The organism is Ruoffia sp. FAM 20857, from assembly GCF_045528645.1.
Classification (GTDB): domain Bacteria; phylum Bacillota; class Bacilli; order Lactobacillales; family Aerococcaceae; genus Ruoffia; species Ruoffia halotolerans.
The window spans coordinates 1-19,834 of record NZ_JBGQRB010000039.1; the positions used below are offsets into that span (position 1 = coordinate 1).

General features: G+C 37.1%; 19 protein-coding genes, 2 pseudogenes and 1 other annotated feature. Of the genes and pseudogenes, 19 read left to right on the top strand and 2 right to left on the bottom strand.

Annotated elements, in window-relative coordinates:
- Positions 1-414: 414 nt before the first annotated feature.
- From ACEN4N_RS08835 to ACEN4N_RS08845, 3 genes and pseudogenes are all read left to right on the top strand, one after another.
- Positions 415-2,505: pseudogene (locus ACEN4N_RS08835) on the top strand (PTS transporter subunit IIBC); the annotation flags it as partial.
- A gap of 107 nt (positions 2,506-2,612) precedes the next feature.
- A complete protein-coding gene (locus ACEN4N_RS08840) occupies positions 2,613-3,452 on the top strand; it encodes an endonuclease/exonuclease/phosphatase family protein (RefSeq protein ID WP_407090856.1) in 840 nt (279 codons plus the stop codon).
- A gap of 91 nt (positions 3,453-3,543) precedes the next feature.
- Positions 3,544-3,669 (top strand): annotated as a pseudogene (locus ACEN4N_RS08845) (IS3 family transposase); the annotation flags it as partial.
- Positions 3,670-3,739: 70 nt separating this feature from the next.
- Here ACEN4N_RS08845 and ACEN4N_RS08850 read toward each other — a convergent pair.
- Together ACEN4N_RS08850 and ACEN4N_RS08855 are read right to left on the bottom strand one after the other, a co-directional pair.
- The gene (locus ACEN4N_RS08850) at positions 3,740-4,165 is read right to left on the bottom strand and encodes a PPC domain-containing DNA-binding protein (protein ID WP_407090857.1); all 426 of its coding nucleotides are present in this window, start codon (positions 4,163-4,165) and stop codon (positions 3,740-3,742) included.
- A gap of 73 nt (positions 4,166-4,238) precedes the next feature.
- The gene (locus tag ACEN4N_RS08855; RefSeq protein WP_235888769.1) at positions 4,239-4,718 is read right to left on the bottom strand and encodes a nucleoside deaminase; all 480 of its coding nucleotides are present in this window, start codon (positions 4,716-4,718) and stop codon (positions 4,239-4,241) included.
- A 136-nt stretch (positions 4,719-4,854) separates the two neighbouring features.
- Here ACEN4N_RS08855 and ACEN4N_RS08860 point away from each other — a divergent pair, with 136 nt between their 5' ends.
- The 16 genes from ACEN4N_RS08860 (at position 4,855) to ACEN4N_RS08935 (ending at position 19,708) form a co-directional block, all read left to right on the top strand.
- Entirely contained in the window at positions 4,855-6,339 is a 1,485-nt protein-coding gene (locus tag ACEN4N_RS08860; protein WP_138404241.1) for an alpha-amylase, read from the top strand.
- Positions 6,340-6,635: 296 nt separating this feature from the next.
- On the top strand, positions 6,636-7,196 hold the full coding sequence (locus tag ACEN4N_RS08865; protein WP_407094085.1) for a dUTP diphosphatase: 561 nt from the start codon (positions 6,636-6,638) through the stop codon (positions 7,194-7,196).
- A 35-nt stretch (positions 7,197-7,231) separates the two neighbouring features.
- A complete protein-coding gene (gene radA, locus ACEN4N_RS08870) occupies positions 7,232-8,596 on the top strand; it encodes a DNA repair protein RadA (RefSeq protein ID WP_235888772.1) in 1,365 nt (454 codons plus the stop codon).
- Between the two features lie 52 nt (positions 8,597-8,648).
- Entirely contained in the window at positions 8,649-9,767 is a 1,119-nt protein-coding gene (locus tag ACEN4N_RS08875; RefSeq protein ID WP_138404238.1) for a PIN/TRAM domain-containing protein, read from the top strand.
- Positions 9,768-9,800: 33 nt separating this feature from the next.
- A complete protein-coding gene (gene gltX / locus ACEN4N_RS08880; RefSeq protein ID WP_138404237.1) occupies positions 9,801-11,279 on the top strand; it encodes a glutamate--tRNA ligase in 1,479 nt (492 codons plus the stop codon).
- Between the two features lie 595 nt (positions 11,280-11,874).
- Positions 11,875-12,118: a binding site (T-box leader), on the top strand.
- 80 nt (positions 12,119-12,198) lie between these two features.
- Positions 12,199-13,359 (top strand): 5-methyltetrahydropteroyltriglutamate--homocysteine S-methyltransferase, encoded by a 1,161-nt coding sequence (locus ACEN4N_RS08885; protein WP_407090883.1) that lies wholly within the window; start codon positions 12,199-12,201, stop codon positions 13,357-13,359.
- 2 nt (positions 13,360-13,361) lie between these two features.
- A complete protein-coding gene (locus tag ACEN4N_RS08890) occupies positions 13,362-14,102 on the top strand; it encodes a cyclase family protein (RefSeq protein ID WP_407090884.1) in 741 nt (246 codons plus the stop codon).
- Positions 14,103-14,265: 163 nt separating this feature from the next.
- The gene (cysS, locus tag ACEN4N_RS08895; protein ID WP_407094086.1) at positions 14,266-15,687 is read left to right on the top strand and encodes a cysteine--tRNA ligase; all 1,422 of its coding nucleotides are present in this window, start codon (positions 14,266-14,268) and stop codon (positions 15,685-15,687) included.
- 1 nt (position 15,688) lies between these two features.
- Positions 15,689-16,093 (top strand): Mini-ribonuclease 3, encoded by a 405-nt coding sequence (locus ACEN4N_RS08900; RefSeq protein ID WP_407090886.1) that lies wholly within the window; start codon positions 15,689-15,691, stop codon positions 16,091-16,093.
- Between the two features lies 1 nt (position 16,094).
- Positions 16,095-16,901: a 23S rRNA (guanosine(2251)-2'-O)-methyltransferase RlmB gene (gene rlmB / locus ACEN4N_RS08905; protein ID WP_407090887.1), complete on the top strand. Its 807-nt coding sequence runs from the start codon at positions 16,095-16,097 to the stop codon at positions 16,899-16,901.
- Between the two features lie 11 nt (positions 16,902-16,912).
- Positions 16,913-17,446 (top strand): NYN domain-containing protein, encoded by a 534-nt coding sequence (locus ACEN4N_RS08910; RefSeq protein ID WP_338486781.1) that lies wholly within the window; start codon positions 16,913-16,915, stop codon positions 17,444-17,446.
- 61 nt (positions 17,447-17,507) lie between these two features.
- Positions 17,508-18,101, top strand: a complete 594-nt coding sequence (locus tag ACEN4N_RS08915) for a sigma-70 family RNA polymerase sigma factor (protein ID WP_138404230.1) — start codon at positions 17,508-17,510, stop codon at positions 18,099-18,101.
- 113 nt (positions 18,102-18,214) lie between these two features.
- The gene (rpmG, locus tag ACEN4N_RS08920) at positions 18,215-18,367 is read left to right on the top strand and encodes a 50S ribosomal protein L33 (protein ID WP_138404229.1); all 153 of its coding nucleotides are present in this window, start codon (positions 18,215-18,217) and stop codon (positions 18,365-18,367) included.
- 14 nt (positions 18,368-18,381) lie between these two features.
- Entirely contained in the window at positions 18,382-18,555 is a 174-nt protein-coding gene (secE, locus tag ACEN4N_RS08925; protein WP_338486777.1) for a preprotein translocase subunit SecE, read from the top strand.
- 128 nt (positions 18,556-18,683) lie between these two features.
- On the top strand, positions 18,684-19,229 hold the full coding sequence (gene nusG / locus ACEN4N_RS08930; protein ID WP_197104055.1) for a transcription termination/antitermination protein NusG: 546 nt from the start codon (positions 18,684-18,686) through the stop codon (positions 19,227-19,229).
- 38 nt (positions 19,230-19,267) lie between these two features.
- Entirely contained in the window at positions 19,268-19,708 is a 441-nt protein-coding gene (locus ACEN4N_RS08935; RefSeq protein WP_407094087.1) for a hypothetical protein, read from the top strand.
- The last annotated feature ends 126 nt before the right edge of the window (positions 19,709-19,834 follow it).

Consider the following 19,834-nt stretch of genomic DNA (forward strand, 5'->3'; position numbering starts at 1 on the left):
TCTTTTAATTGAAAGGTTTTTTGGATAAAATGGTTCATGCGTAGATATTCTCCTTATGTTATTTGGTGGTACTTTTAATATAACGAATATCTGCGTCTTTTAGAAGACACAAAGATAGGGTTGATGACATTTTAATTTTTGTCATCAACCCTATTTATTGTAGAACCTTTTTTTATGCCATGGAACAGGTTAATATTTTAATGCAACACTAGTGAAGTTTTATACATTACTACTAAAATGAACTATTTTATGAAAGCGGTCTTCTAAAAAAGTATAATAAATTGAAATCGTTTTTACTGTTTATAGTGTAGTAGTCATTATGATGGGAATAAATGAATAAGATGGAAGGTGACAATACCAGATTCACAATTTTTTTAGAAATATAAAAAATAAAAGAAGACAAGGAGAAGAAAGATGAAAAAAATATTTAATTTTGAATTTTGGCAAAAATTCGGGAAAGCCTTAATGGGCGTTATTGCTGTTATGCCAGCTGCAGGATTAATGATTAGTATTGGTGGATCACTTCCTCTAATTAATCCAGATATGCAAGCTTTGATTTCGATTGGTAGTGTGATTGAGAATATTGGTTGGGCAATTATTGGAAATTTACATATCTTATTTGCATTAGCAATCGGTGGAAGTTGGGCAAAAGATAGAGCTGGGGGTGCCTTTGCTGCCGGGATCAGTTTTATTCTAATTAACCGAATTACAGGAGCGATTTTTGGCGTAACCAGTGAAATGTTAGCTGACCCAAATGCAGTAACACTAACATTATTTGGAGCAGAAATACCAATTGATGGTTATTTTGTTAGTATTTTAGAGGCACCAGCTTTAAATATGGGGGTTTTCGTCGGTATTATTGCGGGATTTATGGGAGCGGTTGCTTACAATAAATATTATAATTTTAGAAAACTACCCGATGCCTTATCCTTCTTTAACGGAAAACGATTTGTACCATTTGTTGTTATCTTATGGTCTTTAATTGCTTCAATTGTATTAGCGATTGTTTGGCCATTTATTCAAAGTGGTATTAATAGTTTCGGTGTATGGATTGCTGGATCACAAGACTCAGCTCCAGTCTTAGCTCCATTCTTATTTGGTACATTAGAGCGTCTATTATTACCATTTGGTTTACACCACATGTTAACTATTCCAATTAACTACACACCTCTTGGAGGAACCTATGAAGTATTAAGTGGTGCACAGCAGGGTACTATGGTATTCGGTCAAGACCCGCTATGGTTAGCATGGGTAAGAGATTTAATTAACTTAGATGCTGCTGGTGATACAGCAACTTATCAAGCATTATTTAATAATGTAGTCCCTGCTCGTTTTAAAGTCGGACAAATGATTGGATCATCAGGTATCTTAATGGGTCTATCTTATGCCATGTATAAAAATGTCGATAAAGACAAACTAAAAACACATAAATCAATGTATGTATCAGCTGCTTTAGCTGTATTTTTAACAGGTGTTACAGAACCACTTGAGTTTATGTTTATGTTCGCAGCTATGCCTTTGTATATCGTTTATGCGGTAATCCAAGGAGCAGCATTTGCGATGGCTGATATCGTAAACTTACGTGTTCACTCGTTTGGTAACATTGAATTGCTTACACGTACGCCATTAGCGATTCGTGCGGGACTAGGTATGGATTTAATTAACTTTGTTTGGGTAACCCTTCTATTCGGAATATTGACTTACTTTATTGCAAACTTCTTAATTAAGAAATTCAATTATGCAACACCAGGACGTAATGGAAATTACGAAGGTGGAGAAGTAGCATCTGAAAATGGAGAGCCTGTAGATGCTACACAACAAGTGTATGATATTATTCACTTATTAGGTGGTAAAGAAAACATTACAGATGTAGATGCTTGTATGACTCGCTTACGTGTTTCTGTTAATGATATTGATTCTGTTGGAGACGAAAACGCTTGGAAAAAAGCAGGCGCAATGGGGCTTGTGAAGAAAAATAAAGGAGTTCAAGCAGTTTATGGACCGAAAGCAGATGTCTTAAAATCTGATATTATGGATGTATTGAGCTCTAATGCACCTATTCCAGAATCTAAACTTGATGAAACACCTGAAATGGATGAAAAGGAAGTAGTGGCTACAGATTCAAAAGGACTCGCAACAGCAATTTTCCCTGTAGCAAAAGGTGACGTGCTTCCGATTACTGAAGTAAATGATGAAGTATTTGCTCAGAAAATGATGGGTGACGGCTATGCAGTGAACCCTTCATCAAATACAGTCGTCTCTCCAGTAGATGGTACAATTCAAAATGTCTTCCCAACCAAACATGCAATTGGTATTGAAACAGCAAGTGGAATTGAAGTACTTATTCATTTAGGAATAGATACAGTTGAATTAGAAGGTGAAGGTTTTGAAATCTTTGTTGAAGAAGGTCAAGGAGTCATTGCAGGAGATAAAATAGCTGAAATGGACTTGGCTTCGATTAAAAAAGCAGAAAAAGATACCACTATCATGGTTGTTTTTACGAACTTGACAGAAAATCAAGACTTTGAGTTCATTCAAACGAATGATATCTCCGAAGATACAGAGATTGGTCGAGTGAATGATAGAAACATTGGTTAGAATGGAGAAATAAATTGAACGTTTTAACACTGAATACGCATTCATGGATGGAAGAGGATCCAGAATTAAAATTAAGACAAATCGTTGATTATATTGCCAAAGAAGATTTTCAAATTATCGCTCTTCAGGAAATTAATCAAACGATGGAAGCGAAAGAAATTGTGGACGATTTATTTATCCAAGCTTCTGGAGAAATGTATCCTGTTGCTATAAAGGAAGATAACTTTGCATATCTCATCGTTCAGTTGCTAAAAGAGCGTGGACTTCATTACTATTGGAGTTGGACAGCCAATCATATTGGCTATGATGTGTACGATGAAGGTGTGGCTATTTTATCCAAAACACCTTTCAGTCCAGAAAGTTTCTTACTATCTGAAATATCGGATTATGCGAATCACTACACCAGAAGAGTTCTAAAAGGTAATGTAAGCCTTGAAGGTAAAGAATGGGTAGTCTTTTCATGCCACTACTCTTGGTGGTTAGATCCATCAGGTGATCATTTATTCAAGTATGAATGGGATAATACGCTTCCTCATATTGAAAAAGAGAGTCAGAAGATTCATCTTTTTATGGGTGATTTTAATAACGAGGCGAGGCTTAGAGATGAAGGTTATGACTATATAAAAACGACGGCTCCTCAATTAAAAGATGCCTATGTTCAGGCAGAAGAAAAGATTGGATCTGCAACCGTTTTGAGTGCTATTGACGGATGGGAAGGCCATACGGATGAAAAAAGAATCGATTATATCTTTACGGATTACCCGGGAGAAGTTAAAAATTACCGAGTTGTTTTTGATGGCAAAAAAGAACCCGTCGTGAGCGATCACTTTGGAGTAGCAGTTGAATTTAATTAAGTGTAATGAAGAAACCCGCCAGCAAATTTCTGCTAGCGGGTTTTTGAGTATCTATTAACTTCAGTAATTATTAAATATCTAGCCAGGCACCTATACTGAGCTAAAACAACGAATGGAAGACTACATTTATTACTATAACCATGATCGCATTAAACAAAAATTGAGTGGCTTATCTCCGGTTGAATACCGAAAACAAGACACTCAATTGTCTGCTTAATATTTAATTGAATAAACTCCAACTTTTGGGGTTCACTACACGCTCAAAAGAAGCAGCCTTGCTATTTTGTTTATTTATCAAAGTTTAATACGTTTAGACCCGTTTCGTCATCAACGGAACGTTCAACGGTGCCGTTAATAATATGGATAAAGATTTCGCCTGCAGCGCCAATAACGGCTTCATCTAAATCTCCAGCAAAAGCATCGCCTTTACTATTACCCACAATTGCATGGAAATGCCCATAATATTCGCCATCCATTTGAGTGACGTTACCTAACAAGGAAGTTAACTCTAAAAACTCATTAAATTCATTAATCTTATAATCCGAAGTGTCAAAATTATAAATGCCAATCGAAGCACTATCTAAGCCTCCGATACCATTCACTGTTGCGAGCGTTACATTTTCTTTTTCACAAACCGCTTGAATGGATTCTTTTACCTTTTCTCCGCGGTCTAAACGTAAAACGATGGTTTGATCAAAGCGTTTGTAATTCATAACTATCACTCCTCTTATCAACACGATAACGGAATTAAGTTTCAAACTCAATGAAAAGGGTTTCGTGAATAGGTTATTGGGAATGAAGTTGAATATGCAATTGACGAACAGCTTCAGCTAAGTCTGGATCAGGGCCATCAACATTTGCGTCGCGGATGACTTCTTCAATCGGTAGGTTATAAACAGGCGATGGGTCCACATTAAGTTCTTCTAGCCAGGTTGCTAGTTGCTTCGAAGAACTTGCATAGACAATCCGGTCCAAACCAACCCAAGCATGGGCAGCTGAACACATTGGACAATGCTCACCCGAAGTATAGACAGTTGCTTTTGCTCTTTCTTCTGGTTTCATATTTTGCGCAGCCCAGCGCGCAATCGCAAATTCGGGATGTTGTGTATGGTCGCCGCCCGAGACATGATTATAATCTTCAAATAAAGTTTCCCCATCTTCAGAAATAAGGACCGAACCGAACGGTTCATCGCCTTTTTCTAAGGCTAATTGCGCTAATTCAACACAACGATTTAAATATTTTTTATCATTTTCTGTAATCATCATACATCACTGCTCCTTTAATTGATTATACCAAAGAAAGGTAAATTACTTTCAATAATGCCTATTAATGTTTGCTTTTGGAATATTATGGTAAAATAAATATAATTTCAATATCAACTTAAAAGAAGCGAGGTATACAATGAATAATTTAAACAGTGTATTAATGCAGTATTTCGAATGGTACTTGCCAGATGACGGAAAACATTGGCAACGTTTAAAAGATGACGCAAAACACTTAGCTTCAATTGGGATTACGTCGGTTTGGATGCCACCAGCCTTTAAAGCAACAGGGACAAATGATCCAGGTTATGGTGTCTATGATATTTTTGATTTAGGTGAATTTGACCAAAACGGAAGTGTTAGAACTAAATACGGAACAAAAGATGAATATTTAGATGCTATTAATGCGTTGAAAGAGAACGGCATTAAGCCAATTGCAGATATCGTCTTGAACCATAAGGCAAATGGAGATAAAAAAGAGACCTTTACTGTAATGAAAATGGATCCAGAAAATCGCCAACAACCGATTTCTGAACCTTATGAAATTGAAGGCTACACGCATTTTAATTTCCCAGGACGTAATAAAAAATACAATGATTTTGAATGGCATTGGTATCATTTCTCAGGGCTCGATTATGATGCGCGTAATGACGAGACAGGAATCTTCCAAATCCAAGGTGAGAATAAAGGTTGGGCCGACAATGAAAATGTTGATGGCGAAAAAGGGAATTTCGACTTTTTAATGTTTTCTGACATTGATTTTGATCACCCTGAAGTCATTCAAAATGTTAAAGATTGGGCGAGTTGGTTCATTGAAACCACTGGTATATCTGGGTTCAGATTGGATGCGATTAAGCATATCGACAGAAAAGTTGTGGCAGATTTAGTATCTATTTTAACGGATGCAATGGGGGCAGAAAACTTCTATGTATTTGGTGAGTATTGGGTAGCCGACTATGACTCAAAAGTAGGCTATTTAGAAGATATTGAATATGGCTTTGATTTAGTAGATGTTAAACTTCATATGAACTTCTTTGATGCAAGTAAACAAGGGGAGGCCTATGATTTAAGCCAAATCTTTGATGGAACGCTGATGAAAGAAAATCCGTGGTATGCAGTAACCTTTGTTGAGAATCATGATACGCAACATGGGCAGTCATTAGAAAGCTTTGTAGAAGATTGGTTTAAACCGCTTGCTTATGGTATTATACTCCTAAGTGAATCTGGCTTACCTACGGTCTTCTATGGAGATTATTACGGTGTCGAAGGTGAGTTTGGTCAAACAAGTTTTCAAGAAATCATTGATAAGTTATTATTTATTCGCCGAACGTTTGCGTACGGTGATCAATATGATTACTTTGATGATGCGCATGTTGTCGGCTGGACTCGTCAAGGGAATGAAACTTTCCCAGATGGTTTAGCTACAGTTATTAGTAATAATAGCGGTGGAGAGAAACGTATGCAAGTGTCGACTGCCAAGCCAGGTGAAGTGTTTGTGGATTACTTAGGCCATCATGATGGTGAAGTAACCATTGAAGAAGACGGCTGGGGAACGTTCCCAGTAAATGGTGGCTCCATTTCAGTTTGGGCACCGCGAGATATTGAAGAACATTTAAATAAATAAAATTTACCAATTTAAAAGACAATATAAAAACCAAAACCCTGTATGTTTGTTAGACAGATTAGCGTATAATTTGTACCAGCTACATCTAACATACAAGCGGGTTTTTGGTTTTTATTTGAATGAGTAAACTTCACTCTAATCCAGATATAATGAAGTTCATAAATGGTTTAACATATTATAATACTTTATAGAGAGACATTCATAAATTAATCATAGAAAAAGAAATGCTTAGTCTCCATTTAAGGGCTGAAATTTGTTAGAATAGAATATAAGAAACTGATAGAAAGAGGATGACCATGACAGAAGAAAAATTACGTGGCTTTGAAGTAGTCAAAGCGTGTTATGATAAAGATATTCAAATCCCACAACGCTCAACCACGCATGCGGCAGGATATGATATCGAATCAGCCGAGACAATTGTGATTCCAAGTATGGTGAAGCAATTACTCGGTTATTTTGCTGACGAATTCAGAAAAATCTTTAACATTGCACCAACGAAGCCAACTGAGACTGAGGAAAATTCAACTCTTTTGAAATCAACACTAGTGCCGACAGGACTTAAATCGTATATGCAAGAGGATGAGTACTTACAAATTGTGAACCGTTCAAGCAATCCTCTTAAACGCTTTTTAAGCTTGCCGAATAGTATCGGAATCATTGATCAAGACTATTATAATAATGAGAAGAACGAAGGACATATTTATGTTCAACTCATTAACTATGGTTTATTAGATTTCACGATTAAAAAAGGTGATCGTATTGCTCAAGGAATCTTTACGAAGTTTTTAAAAACAGATGGCGATGAAGGTGGCTTAACTCAACGTACAGGTGGGTTTGGTTCTTCAGACACTGAATAAATAAAAGGAGGATCATCGTGGCTAAAAAGAAATTAATGTATGAATGTTTAGCTTGTGGTTATGAATCTCCTAAATGGCTAGGTAAGTGTCCAAGTTGTGGTGCATGGAATCAGATGGAAGAAAAACCAGCTGATATTGTTGCTGCAGAGGGTAAAGACCAAATAAATGTCCAAACATCGAAGCAACGCCAAGAAGGTAGCGCTTTAAAATTAGACGAAATTGAATATACTCAAGAAGATCGAATGAGTACTGACTTTCAAGAGTTTGACCGAGTCCTCGGTGGCGGGGTTGTTGAGGGTTCACTCGTATTAATTGGTGGAGATCCAGGAATTGGTAAATCAACACTTCTTTTACAAGTTGCGATGCAACTCGCTCAAAAGCAAAAGATTTTGTATGTTACAGGTGAGGAAAGTTTTTCTCAAATTAAGATACGTGCAGAACGTTTAGAATTAAATAACGATAATTTCTACTTGTTAGCTGATACGAATTTAGCTTTAATTGCCCGTGAAATCCAACGTTTAGAACCAGACATGGTCGTGATTGACTCTATTCAGACAATGTCGATACCTGATCATACAGGAGTTGCTGGCTCTGTGTCACAAGTCCGTGAAGCGACCGCAATTCTAATGCGTATTGCTAAGTCAAACCGAATCGCAATTTTTATTGTCGGTCATGTAACTAAAGAAGGCAATATTGCTGGACCTCGTATGTTAGAACATATGGTAGATACGGTCTTATACTTTGAAGGTGAGAAGCATAACCGCTTTAGAGTCCTTAGAGCAGTAAAAAACCGTTTCGGATCAACAAATGAACTCGGTGTGTTTGAAATGTTAGACGTTGGATTGAAAGAAGTCGGTAATCCGTCACAACTCTTCTTGGAAGAACGAATTCCTGGAGCAACAGGATCAACGGTAGTTGCGGCCTTAGAGGGGACGCGGACCATCTTAGCTGAAGTTCAATCGCTCATGACACCGACTGTCTATGGGACTGCTAAGCGAACAGCGAGTGGGATTGATTATCAACGTATATCACTGTTACTTGCAGTGATGGAGAAGCATTGTAGTCTCTTAGTTCAAAACCAAGACGCCTTCTTTAAGATTACAGGTGGTATAAAATTAGACGAGCCCGCGATTGATTTAGCGATTGCGATGAGTATCGCTTCAAGCTATTGGAATAAGCCCACACAAGTGGATGATTGTTATATTGGTGAGATTGGCTTGACTGGAGAAATCCGCCGCGTGAGTCAAATCGAAGAACGTCTAAAAGAGACGGCTAAATTAGGTTTTAAACGGGTCTTTATTCCAAAGAATAATTACCAAGATTTAAAAGATGTTTTTGACATTGAAATTGTTCCTGTCAAAACCATTCAAGAAGCTGTAAGAAAAGTATTTCCACGCTAGCTACGTGAAAGTAAGATTATTAAGAGTCAAAATATGTTTAGGAGGTGACATAATGTATAAGAGAATTATTATATTTTTATCCATTATTATTGGATTAAGTTTTGGGGTATCTGTTGGTCCGCATTTGTGGGCAAATTTAAATATTCGTTTAAGTTACTTAAGTAATCCTTATATTAATGCTATTATTTTTGGCCTATTATTCATTCTATTGGGTACATTGACAGCCCCATTAATAGAGAAATCAGTGAAACGACTTATGGAAAAAATTAATCAATTATCAATTTCAAATCTAGTCTTAGGATTAATTGGGATTTTAATCGGTTTAATCTTAGGGTATTTAATTGCTTTGCCTTTTGCATCATTAAATATTCCTTTTGTTTCAGAAGTTTTACCTGTCGTATTATCAGTGACACTTGCCTTAGTAGGTTATAATACAGCAACTAGTCGTAAAGAAGAGTGGCAGAATTTCATTGGACAGTTTAGCAAGCCAGTAGGCGAAAAAGAGGAAAGTTCAGACAATCAAGTGTTAGAACGTAAGGCAGATGAGACGTTTAGAAAGTATAAATTACTCGATACGAGTGTTATTATTGATGGGCGGATTGCGGATATCGTTCACACAAACTTCTTAGAAGGTGTGTTAGTGATACCAAACTTTGTTCTTCAAGAGTTACAATATATTGCCGACTCTGCTGATTCATTAAAACGTGCCAAAGGACGTCGCGGACTTGACATATTGAATGAATTGCAGAAAAATGAAGTAGTACCGATTGAATTTTATGAGGGTGACTTCGAAGATATTGATGAAGTCGATAGTAAACTTGTTCGCTTAGCTAAATTAATTGATGCAGCGATTGTGACGAATGATTTCAACTTAAATAAAGTGGCTGAATTCCAAGCAATTCCAATATTTAATATCAATGAATTAGCGAATGCAGTTAAACCTGTATTAATCCCTGGCGAGGAACTGGAAGTATTAGTGATTAAAGCGGGTACTGAACGTAAACAAGGGGTAGCCTACTTAGAAGATGGTACAATGATTGTTGTCGAAGAAGGACAGCACTTTATGAATGAACGTATTTCTGTTGTAGTCACAAGTACCATTCAAACAGCAGCAGGGCGTATGATTTTTGCAAAACCTACACATTCAAGTGGTAGAATTGAAAGTAAATAAAATTAAATTAAAGATAAAAGGAGTTTGAATCGAATGAGTTCTAAAATTCGTGTAAGATATGCACCAAGTCCAACAGGAGAATTACATATTGGGAATGCGCGTACAGCGTTATTCAATTATTTATTTGCTCGCCATAACGGGGGAGACTTTATAATTAGAACGGAAGATACAGATACTCGCCGTAACTTAGATTATGGTGAAGCAAGCCAGTTAGATAACTTAAGCTGGTTAGGTATTGATTGGGATGAATCCCCATTAAACCCGGGTGAATATGGTCCATACCGTCAATCTGAACGACTAAGCATTTACCAACCATTAATCGATCAATTAATCGAAGAAGATAAAGCATATAAATGTTATATGACTGAAGAAGAGTTAGAAGCTGAGCGTGAAGCACAACGTGCACGCGGAGAAATGCCACACTATGGCGGACAACACTCTAATTTAACTCAAGAGGAGCGCGACGCATATGAAGCGCAAGGACGTGTTCCAGCGATTCGCTTCCGTGTTCCTGCAGACGAAGTCTATGAATTTGAAGATATGGTTAAAGGGAAAGTAAGCTTTGAATCAAAAAATATCTCAGGTGACTGGGTTATTCAAAAGAAAGATGGTATGCCTACTTATAACTTTGCTGTTGCTGTGGATGACCACTTTATGGAAATTTCTCACGTTTTACGTGGTGACGACCATATTGCAAATACTCCAAAACAAATGATGATTTATGATGCGTTTGGTTGGGAATATCCAAAGTTCGGTCACATGACATTAATTGTTAACAGTGAAACGAACAAAAAATTAAGTAAACGTGACGGTGGAATTTTACAATTCATCGAACAGTACCGTCGTTTAGGTTACTTACCAGAAGCAATGTTTAACTTTATTACGTTATTAGGTTGGTCACCAAAAGGTGAAGATGAAATCTTCTCTAAAGAAGAATTTATCAAAATCTTTGATGTTGATCGTTTATCAACCTCTCCAGCCGCGTTTGACGCGAAGAAATTAGATTGGATTAACAATACTTACGTTAAAGCTGCAAGCTTAGATGAGATTGTTGATTTATCATTACCTCATTTACAAGAGGCTGGTTTGATTGACGGTGAACCTGATAAGAAAGAAATTGAATGGGCGCGTAAATTAGTAAGCTTATATCACGACGAAATGTCATACGGTGCACAAATCGTTGATTTATCAAGTTTATTCTTCAATGATGATTTACATATTGATGAAGCTTCAAAAGAAGAGCTAAGCCAAGAGACAGCTTCTGTTGTTATCGACGCAATGGCTGAGAAATTAGAAGCTTTACCAGAAGCTGAATTTATTTCAGAAAACATTAAACCGTTAATGAAAGAGATTCAAAAAGAAACTGGCGTTAAAGGTCGCAAGTTATTCATGCCTATTCGTATCGCTGTCAGCGGACAAATGCATGGTCCAGACTTACCAAGCGTGATTGAAGTTTTAGGTAAAGAAAAAGCGTTAGATCACATTAAACAAGTGAAAACTCAAATGAATTAAACATATTTTTAATACAAGGATCCGACGCTGTCGGGTCCTTTTTGTTTTGGAGTTATTTCATATATTCCAGTGAGAAGGGTTCGGTGACCGTAGTGGAACGTCTTCAGCTAATCCCATCGACTTTCGTTAAGGGATATATCTTCCACCTCGCTGTACTACTGAATCCTTACGTGGCTCTGCTCCTACGGTTTCTAGTGCGTCCAGTCGTCTTGTTACTACGGTATCTCACACTCTTTTCACTTTCATAAACTCACTCTGTGATAATAATTTTAAATAATATATTTCTCTAGATTACTATTCAGCACGTTGAAGCGACATCAGAGAATTCATGTGCCATGCAAAGGACGAACTACCGCATTAGATTCTGTACGAACGAATTGAGTTACAGAATCAATAGGTAGTCGAATCGTAAGCTCTTTTATAAAAAGTTTTCAAAAAATCTGTAGAGGTTCTCATGGCATCAATGAATTCACTGATGAAGTGAAAAGATGTGTTTTACAAAACTTTTATAAAAAATATGAGATAACGGAAAGATTTCACTTGACTTCTTCTTATTTAAGAGTTAAATTATAATCAAATATTAATCAATATTTAAAGAAACACATCGAAGAGAAGAGTACTTACTGAAGACATGTAAAGAGAGCCCGGTTGGTGAGAAAGGGTCTAGTTAAAGGTAAGGAAGATGAGCTCTAAGTGGCTAGCATGGTTAACGCTATCTAGACGGGTGCAACCGTTATATTGCCGAATCTCAGATAGAGTTAGTTTATCTGGCATTGTTGAGGCAATCGTTGTAAAACGATTGTAAATTAGGGTGGTAACACGGATAATCCGTCCCTTTGTTTTTATAACAAAGGGACGGATTTTTTTATTACCATAAATTCTTTGATTAAATTATTTTAAAATATTAGGAGGAACACACTTGACTACTTTTACAAAACGCACACGTTCACCATTTCGCTATGATGTTGTAGGAAGTTACTTAAGACCAGAGGAGTTAAAAGCAGCTAGAGCAAAGTTTGCTGAAGGAAAAATTACACAAGCAGAGTTAAAAGACGTTGAAGATAAATTCATTATTGAATTAATTAAAAAACAAGAAGAAGTTGGACTTAAAGCAGTGACAGATGGTGAGTTTCGCCGTAGTTGGTGGCATCTTGATTTCTTCTGGGGCTTAAACGGGGTTGAAAAAGTTAACGACGGTGGTTATCAATTCCACGGTGAGTATACTCGTGCCGAAACAGCTCGATTATCAGGACCAGTTTCAGGTGAAAATCATCCGTTTGTTGAGGATTTTAAGTTTGTTCGTGATCATGTGTCCGAAGGTATTGAAGCAAAACAAACTTTCCCAGCACCAGCTCAATTACTTGCTGAATTATATCGCCCAGAAAACATTGAAGCCACTCAAGCAGTATATTCTAGTGAAGAAGCATTAGTTAACGATGTAGCAAAAGCTTACCAACAAGTTATTCGTGATTTATATGACGCTGGAGCTCGTACAATCCAATTAGATGACTGTACATGGGGGATGATTGTGTCAGAGAACCCTGAAGGCGTATCTACTAAATTACAGTTAAACTCAGATAATATAGAAGAAAGAGCAAAAGCAGAAACTCGTCAAAAATTAAAAGAACTTTATATTACTGCCAATAATAAAGCTTTAGAAGGTGCACCGGAAGATTTAGTTATTAATACCCATGTATGTCGAGGAAATTATCATTCAAAATGGGCAACAGAAGGCGGTTATAATGAAGTTGCACAACCCTTATTTGACCGAGGGAATTACGACGCATACTTCTTAGAATACGATACGGATCGTGCGGGCGGATTTGAACCATTAGAATATGTATCTGATGATAAATACGTTGTTCTAGGTTTAGTAACATCAAAAGATGGTGAGTTAGAAGATCGGGAAACATTAATTAAACGCATTCATGAAGCGGCGGAATTTGTTCCGTTAGAACGCTTATGTCTAAGTCCACAATGTGGCTTTGCTTCAACTGAAGAAGGCAATATCTTAACAGAAGAACAACAATGGGATAAGATCCGTTTAGTTCAATCAGTTGCTGAAGAAGTGTGGGGATAGATATGACTCAAACTGATTTCGCTCAACTATTATTAAGTGCTAAGCGAGTTGATTTAAGTCATCCAGTTTCTGATAAGATTCCAAAGTTTTCAGCTTTAGAAATTTTAACAGAGAAAGTCATCTTTAACATTGATTTAGATGGATTTTATGCTAAAGAATTTACACTGCCGAGCCAATACGGTACCCATATTGATGCACCGATTCATTTCGCAACGGGTAAACGTACTTTAGACGAGTTAACTTTAGATGAGTTAATTCTTCCGTTGTATGTACTGCATTTTGAAGAGAAAGTGGAAGTAAATTCTGATTTCACAGTCAGTGTGGCAGATATTCAAGCGTATGAAGAAGAGAATGGAGAGATTCCAGCTGGAAGTTTCGTTGCTTTTTCAAGCGGATGGTCTAGACGTTGGGAAGATCACGATGCCTTTTATAATAAAGATGAGTCAGGTGTGAGTCACACGCCAGGTTGGTCAGTCGAGGCATTAGAATATTTACATAAGGAGCGTCAAGTGAATGCCATTGGACATGAGACATTAGATACGGATAGTGGTGTCGATTACACTCGCACGGGGTCCCTTGCTGCTGAGTATTACTGGTTAGCTTTAGATAAATATCAAGTCGAAGTGATGAAGAATCTAGAGCAATTACCCACTCAAGGAGCTGTAATTATTGTCGCACCAGTGAATATTGTTGGGTCACCAGGGTTTAGTGTTCGTGCTTTTGCTTTAGTTCCAAATGAATAGGTATAACTAATAATCATTAAACCATCACTTAGCGCAGGCGTTTAGGTGGTGGTTTTTCTTTATATTGGAATAATGAATAGAAGAATCTTACCTATTCTCTCCATAGGTAAACGGCGGTAATTATGATAAGATATGAATACATTAAATAAAGGAGTCAATAACAATGAGTATCCAATTATATAATACATTAACTAGACAAAAAGAATTTTTTACACCACAAAAAGAGAATGAAGTGACTTTTTATGTTTGTGGACCCACTGTATATAATTATATTCATATTGGGAACGCTAGAAGTAGTGTGGCATTCGATACCATTCGTCGCTATTTAGAGTACCGTGGATTTACTGTTAACTATGTATCAAATTTTACCGACGTTGATGATAAGATTATTAAAGCAGCTAAAGAAGAAGGATTAACGCCTAAAGAGGTGGCAGCTAAATATATTGAAGCATTTATGGAAGATACAGGTGCTTTGAATATTAAACCTGCGAATAAATATCCACGCGTCATGGATCATATTGAAGATATTGTGGCATTTAATGAGCGTTTAATTGAAAAAGGTCACGCGTATGAAGCAGATGGGGATGTGTATTTTAGAACAGACTCCTTTGAAAAATACGGTGAACTGTCTCATATGTCTTTAGATGAATTGCGTGTTGGGGCAAGTGAGCGTACAAATGATGAAGAACTTGCACGTAAAGAGAATCCAATTGATTTTGCTTTATGGAAAAAGGCTAAAGACGGTGAGATTAGTTGGGCATCTCCATGGGGAGAAGGACGTCCGGGTTGGCATATTGAATGTTCAGTGATGGCAACGAAACATTTAGGCCATACATTAGACATTCATGCAGGCGGGCAAGACTTAGAGTTCCCTCATCATGAGAACGAAATTGCGCAATCAGAAGGTCATTATGACCAGACTTTTGCAAATTACTGGTTACATAATGGGTTCGTGACGTTTGGACAAGATGAAGAGAAGATGAGTAAATCTTTAGGGAACTTTGTTCTATTGAGAGATTTAATTGAGGCGGTTGATCCAATGGTTGTCCGCTATCTTCTAGGAACAGTTCACTACCGTCGTCCGTTGAAATATGATGATGCGGCTTTAGAGGATGCGCGAAATAATATTGCTCGTTTAAGAGAAGTATTACGCCGTACAAATTACCGTATTGACCAAACGGAAGAGACAACCGAAGTGCAAGATTCTGGCTGGTTAGACCGGGTAAATGAGATCGAAACATCGTTTAAAGTCGCCATGGATGACGATTTCAATGCAGCAAATGGTATGACAGCAGTGTTTGAACTGGTTAAAGTGATGAATCACTATCTTGAAGAAAAAACAGTTGAAAAAGCTGTTTTAATTGAAATGAAACAAAAATTAAATGAATTATTAAGTATTTTCGGCTTAGTCCTTGAGAAAGAAGACTTAGTTGACGAGACAATCCAAGCTTTAATCGATGAACGTAACCAAGCACGCGCTGATCGTAATTTCCAACGTGCCGATGAAATTCGCGATGAGTTAAAAGCCCAAGGAATACTACTAGACGATACGCCACACGGAACACAATGGAAACGAGAGAATTAATATGAATGAAAAAGCAAACTTACTCAACGGTGCAGCCTTAGCCTATATTGGAGACGCTGTTTACGAAGTCTTTGTCCGTGATTATGTCTTAAGTAAAGGCGAAACAAGCCCCAATAAATTACATAAAGCAGCTGTAAAATACGTTGAAGCACGCGGACAAGCAAGTGTGATGCACCATTGGCTATCTTTTGATGACTACTTAACTCAAGAAGAGATTACGATGTACAAACGCGGTCGAAATAATAAAGCCAATACAAAAGCTAAAAATGCATCGATCGGAGATTACCGCCAAGCGACTGGCTTTGAGTCACTCGTTGGTTGGTTACATATGAGCCGCAAATTTGATCGCCTGCAAGAACTTCTACAGGCAGCCGTTGATTATATCGATGAGAACCAGGAGGGATAATATGTCTGCGAAGCCAAATAGAAAAAATAACGACCCCAAAAAATCAAAGAATAACGAAGAAATATCGCAGGATTCCGAATTTCAGTACGGAAAACACGTTATAATCAATTTATTGGAGTCAAAATCACAAATAAATAAACTATTTCTACAAAAGGGGATTTCAGGTCCAGCAATTACTGATATATTGAATCTAGTGAAGCAACAAGGCATTGTATTCCAAGAGGTTCCAAAATCGAAACTCGATGATATGACAGATAATGCAAATCACCAAGGTGTTGTTGCTACTGTACCACCATTTGAATATTCTACATTGAATGATGCGTTTGACTTAGCTGATTCCCAAGGAGTCCCGCCTTTCTTTCTCATTTTAGATGGGGTAGAAGACCCGCATAACTTAGGGTCAATTATTAGAACGGCTGATGCCGTTGGTGTTCATGGAATTATTATTCCAAAACGCCGCGCCGTAGGACTAACTGGGGTCGTTGCAAAAACATCAACCGGAGCGATTGAACATGTCCCGGTGATTCGCGTAACGAACCTTTCTCAAACAATCACTGAGTTAAAAGAACGCGGTGTTTGGATCTTTGCGACAGCTATGGAAGGCGAAGATATGCGAACTTGGAACAGTGAAGGCGCGATTGCACTCGTTATTGGTAATGAAGGGCAAGGTGTATCACAAAATATTCTAAAAAATGCCGATGGTACAGTAACTATCCCGATGATTGGACATGTGCAAAGTTTAAACGCAAGTGTAGCTACTGCAATCCTTGCTTATGAAGTTGCCAGACATCGTATTCCAAAGATGTAAGGAGCGATAAAATGCGCAGAAAAGAAGTTCTCTTCGTGGACGGATATAACATGATTGGTGCTTGGCCTGAATTAGAGCAGTTAAAGAAACGTGACGAAATTCAAGGAGCCAGAGATTTGCTATTATTTGAACTTTCAAACTATCGAAAGTATCGAGATATTGAGGTCATTGTGGTGTTTGATGCACAATTTGTCCCAGGAATTACCTCAACTTTTGAGGAGTTTAATGTCACTGTTGTCTTCACACAAGAAGGGGAAACAGCAGATAGTTATATTGAACGGACAGTCAAACAGCATATAAATGCCCTGACTCGAGTCGTGGTCGCAACGAGCGATGCAGCCGAGCAGTGGATGGTCTTTCAACAAGGTGCTCTGAGACAATCAGCTAATGAGTTACTAATGGAAGTAAATTACGCCAAGTCACAAATTAGAAGCGATGTGAGTACTTTTTATGACTCTCGCATTCGAAGGCGAAGTCCTTGGGATGTCACTCATTTAGAGAAATTGGACCGCTTACGAGAAGAGATTGAAGGGCAAAGCGACTAATACCACTAAGACATAACTTAATCTGTTTCATCCTATTTTAAAACAGGAAGGATACAGAGCGATGAAGACAATGACCATTGAAGCGTTGGTTATAGGATTAAAGAAAGAATTTAATACAGATGTTTTTGAACATATAGTGAATAGATATGTACCTTTATATAAAAGTTGTTTTAATCAGATCAAAGTTCCTAATTATGATTTAGAAGATTATTACCAAGAAGCACAAATTATTATGTTAGAAGCCATCGATATGTATGATCCAGAAAAACAACACCGATTTTCAGGCTTCTTTAAATTATTATATAAGAACCGAATCATTAATCTTTGTCGTGCTGACCAGGCGTATAAGCGTGGTGGAGGTATTAGAGAGTTGTCACTTGAATATCAAAGTAATAAAAATCAAAGTGAAATCAATCTGTTAGATCAGATTGAAAATCATTATCATATATCAGCTCAAGATATGATTGAATTGAAAGAAGTCCATAACTTATTTATTGATTCATTGTCATCTCTAGAACGTAAAGTATTCTTCAATTATCAAAAAGGTGACAGTGTTAGAGAAATAGCGAAACAATTGGTCATTAGCGAAACCCAAGTGCAAAGTGCCTATGATCGATGTAGGAAGAAGTTAAAGGACTCATTCTCTCTTGAATAACTTTTGAAATTAAAAATTAGATAACTTATGCAATCAATGCTTGACAATTGTAGGTACTTTTCATTATGATTTATTGAGATGTAAAGATGAATCTATAATAGGAGGGGTTGCATATGGCACAGAGAAAAGCAGCTTTGGCATGTACAGAGTGTGGCCAACGCAATTACCAAATGACACCGACACAAACGGGTCAATCTGTTCGTCTAGAACTTAAAAAGTTCTGTCGATACTGTAATAAGCACACAATACATAAAGAAACTAAGTAGATAGGTGGATAAGAATGAACTATATTAAATCAGTCGGAAACGAAATGAAAAAGGTAAATTGGCCATCAGTTAAAGAAGTCAATCGCTTTACTTGGATTGTTGTTATCTTTGTCGTTATTTTCGCATCTTATTTTGCATTAACCGATGAAGTATTCTCGTCACTAATGGATTGGTTATTTAGTGTTTAATTAAAAAGAGCGTGATTTCTAGTTTTTTTATAGTAATCATTGAAGGATTAATGGTATAATTGACGCAAGGAACGAACCTACTGTTTTGTAGGTTTTTTATTTTGAGAATTTTTTGAAAGGAGTTCAATATGGAATCAAATAAAGCATGGTATGTTCTACATACTTATTCAGGATATGAAAACAAAGTTAAAGAAAATATTGATTTACGTAAAGATAGTATGGCAATGGGGGAGAATATCTTCCGTGTGGTTGTCCCTACACAAGATGTTACAGAAGTGAAAGACGGCGAACCAAAAACTAAAACACAAAAAACTTTCCCAGGTTATGTTTTAGTTGAGATGGTTATGTCAGATGATGCATGGTTTATCGTTCGTAATACACCAGGGGTAACAGGTTTCGTTGGCTCGCATGGTGCCGGAAGTAAACCAGCACCACTTTTAGATGAAGAAATCGCCTATATTCTAGGTGACGGTGAACAACCGAAAGAAATTATCGACTTAAATATCAATACGGGTGATCGTGTTGAAATTACAGATGGTGCCTTCTCAGGTCTTGCAGGTGTTGTTGAAGAAGTGAATCAAGAACATCAGAAAGTTAAAGTTCTTATTGAAATGTTCGGTCGTGAAACAGTGGCTGAATTAGAATTCAACCAAATCAAAGAAGAAGAACTGTAGTAAGCAACTAAATCACGATAGTTAGGAGTACAAACTATATGAACTCATTTCATAAATATTATCGTTGGGCTGTGCCAGTATTCTTCGTATTATTACTATTATTGAACTATTTGAGTGCGGCAGGGATTATCTTACCAGCAACTCAAGCAGAAGTTTCAGATAAATATGTGAATTTATTTGCACCAGCAGGCATTACTTTTTCAATTTGGGCTGTGATTTATATCGGAATGGCATTGACAATTAGTATTGATTTTATCCGTCCAAAAGGAGATCGTTTCGGTGCGCTTTACCGTCAATTGATTTTAACGCGAATGATAGAATGGATTGCTTTAAACATTGTCTGGATTATTTGTTGGAGTAATGAATGGTTACTTGCTTCACTGATCGTTATTTTATTATACACAACTAGAATTATGAAAAGTGTTGAAGCTATTAGTGCTACACCCACATTAAGAGAAAACCCTTGGTTTTTAAAATAGAGAGTGTAAAATATTTTGTGTAAATAGAAAAAAGGAAGTCCCTTCTGTAGAATAGAGTTACCACACTAAATTCACAGAAAAGAGGACTTCCCTATGAACAATCTTACTACAGATATCTTACAGACT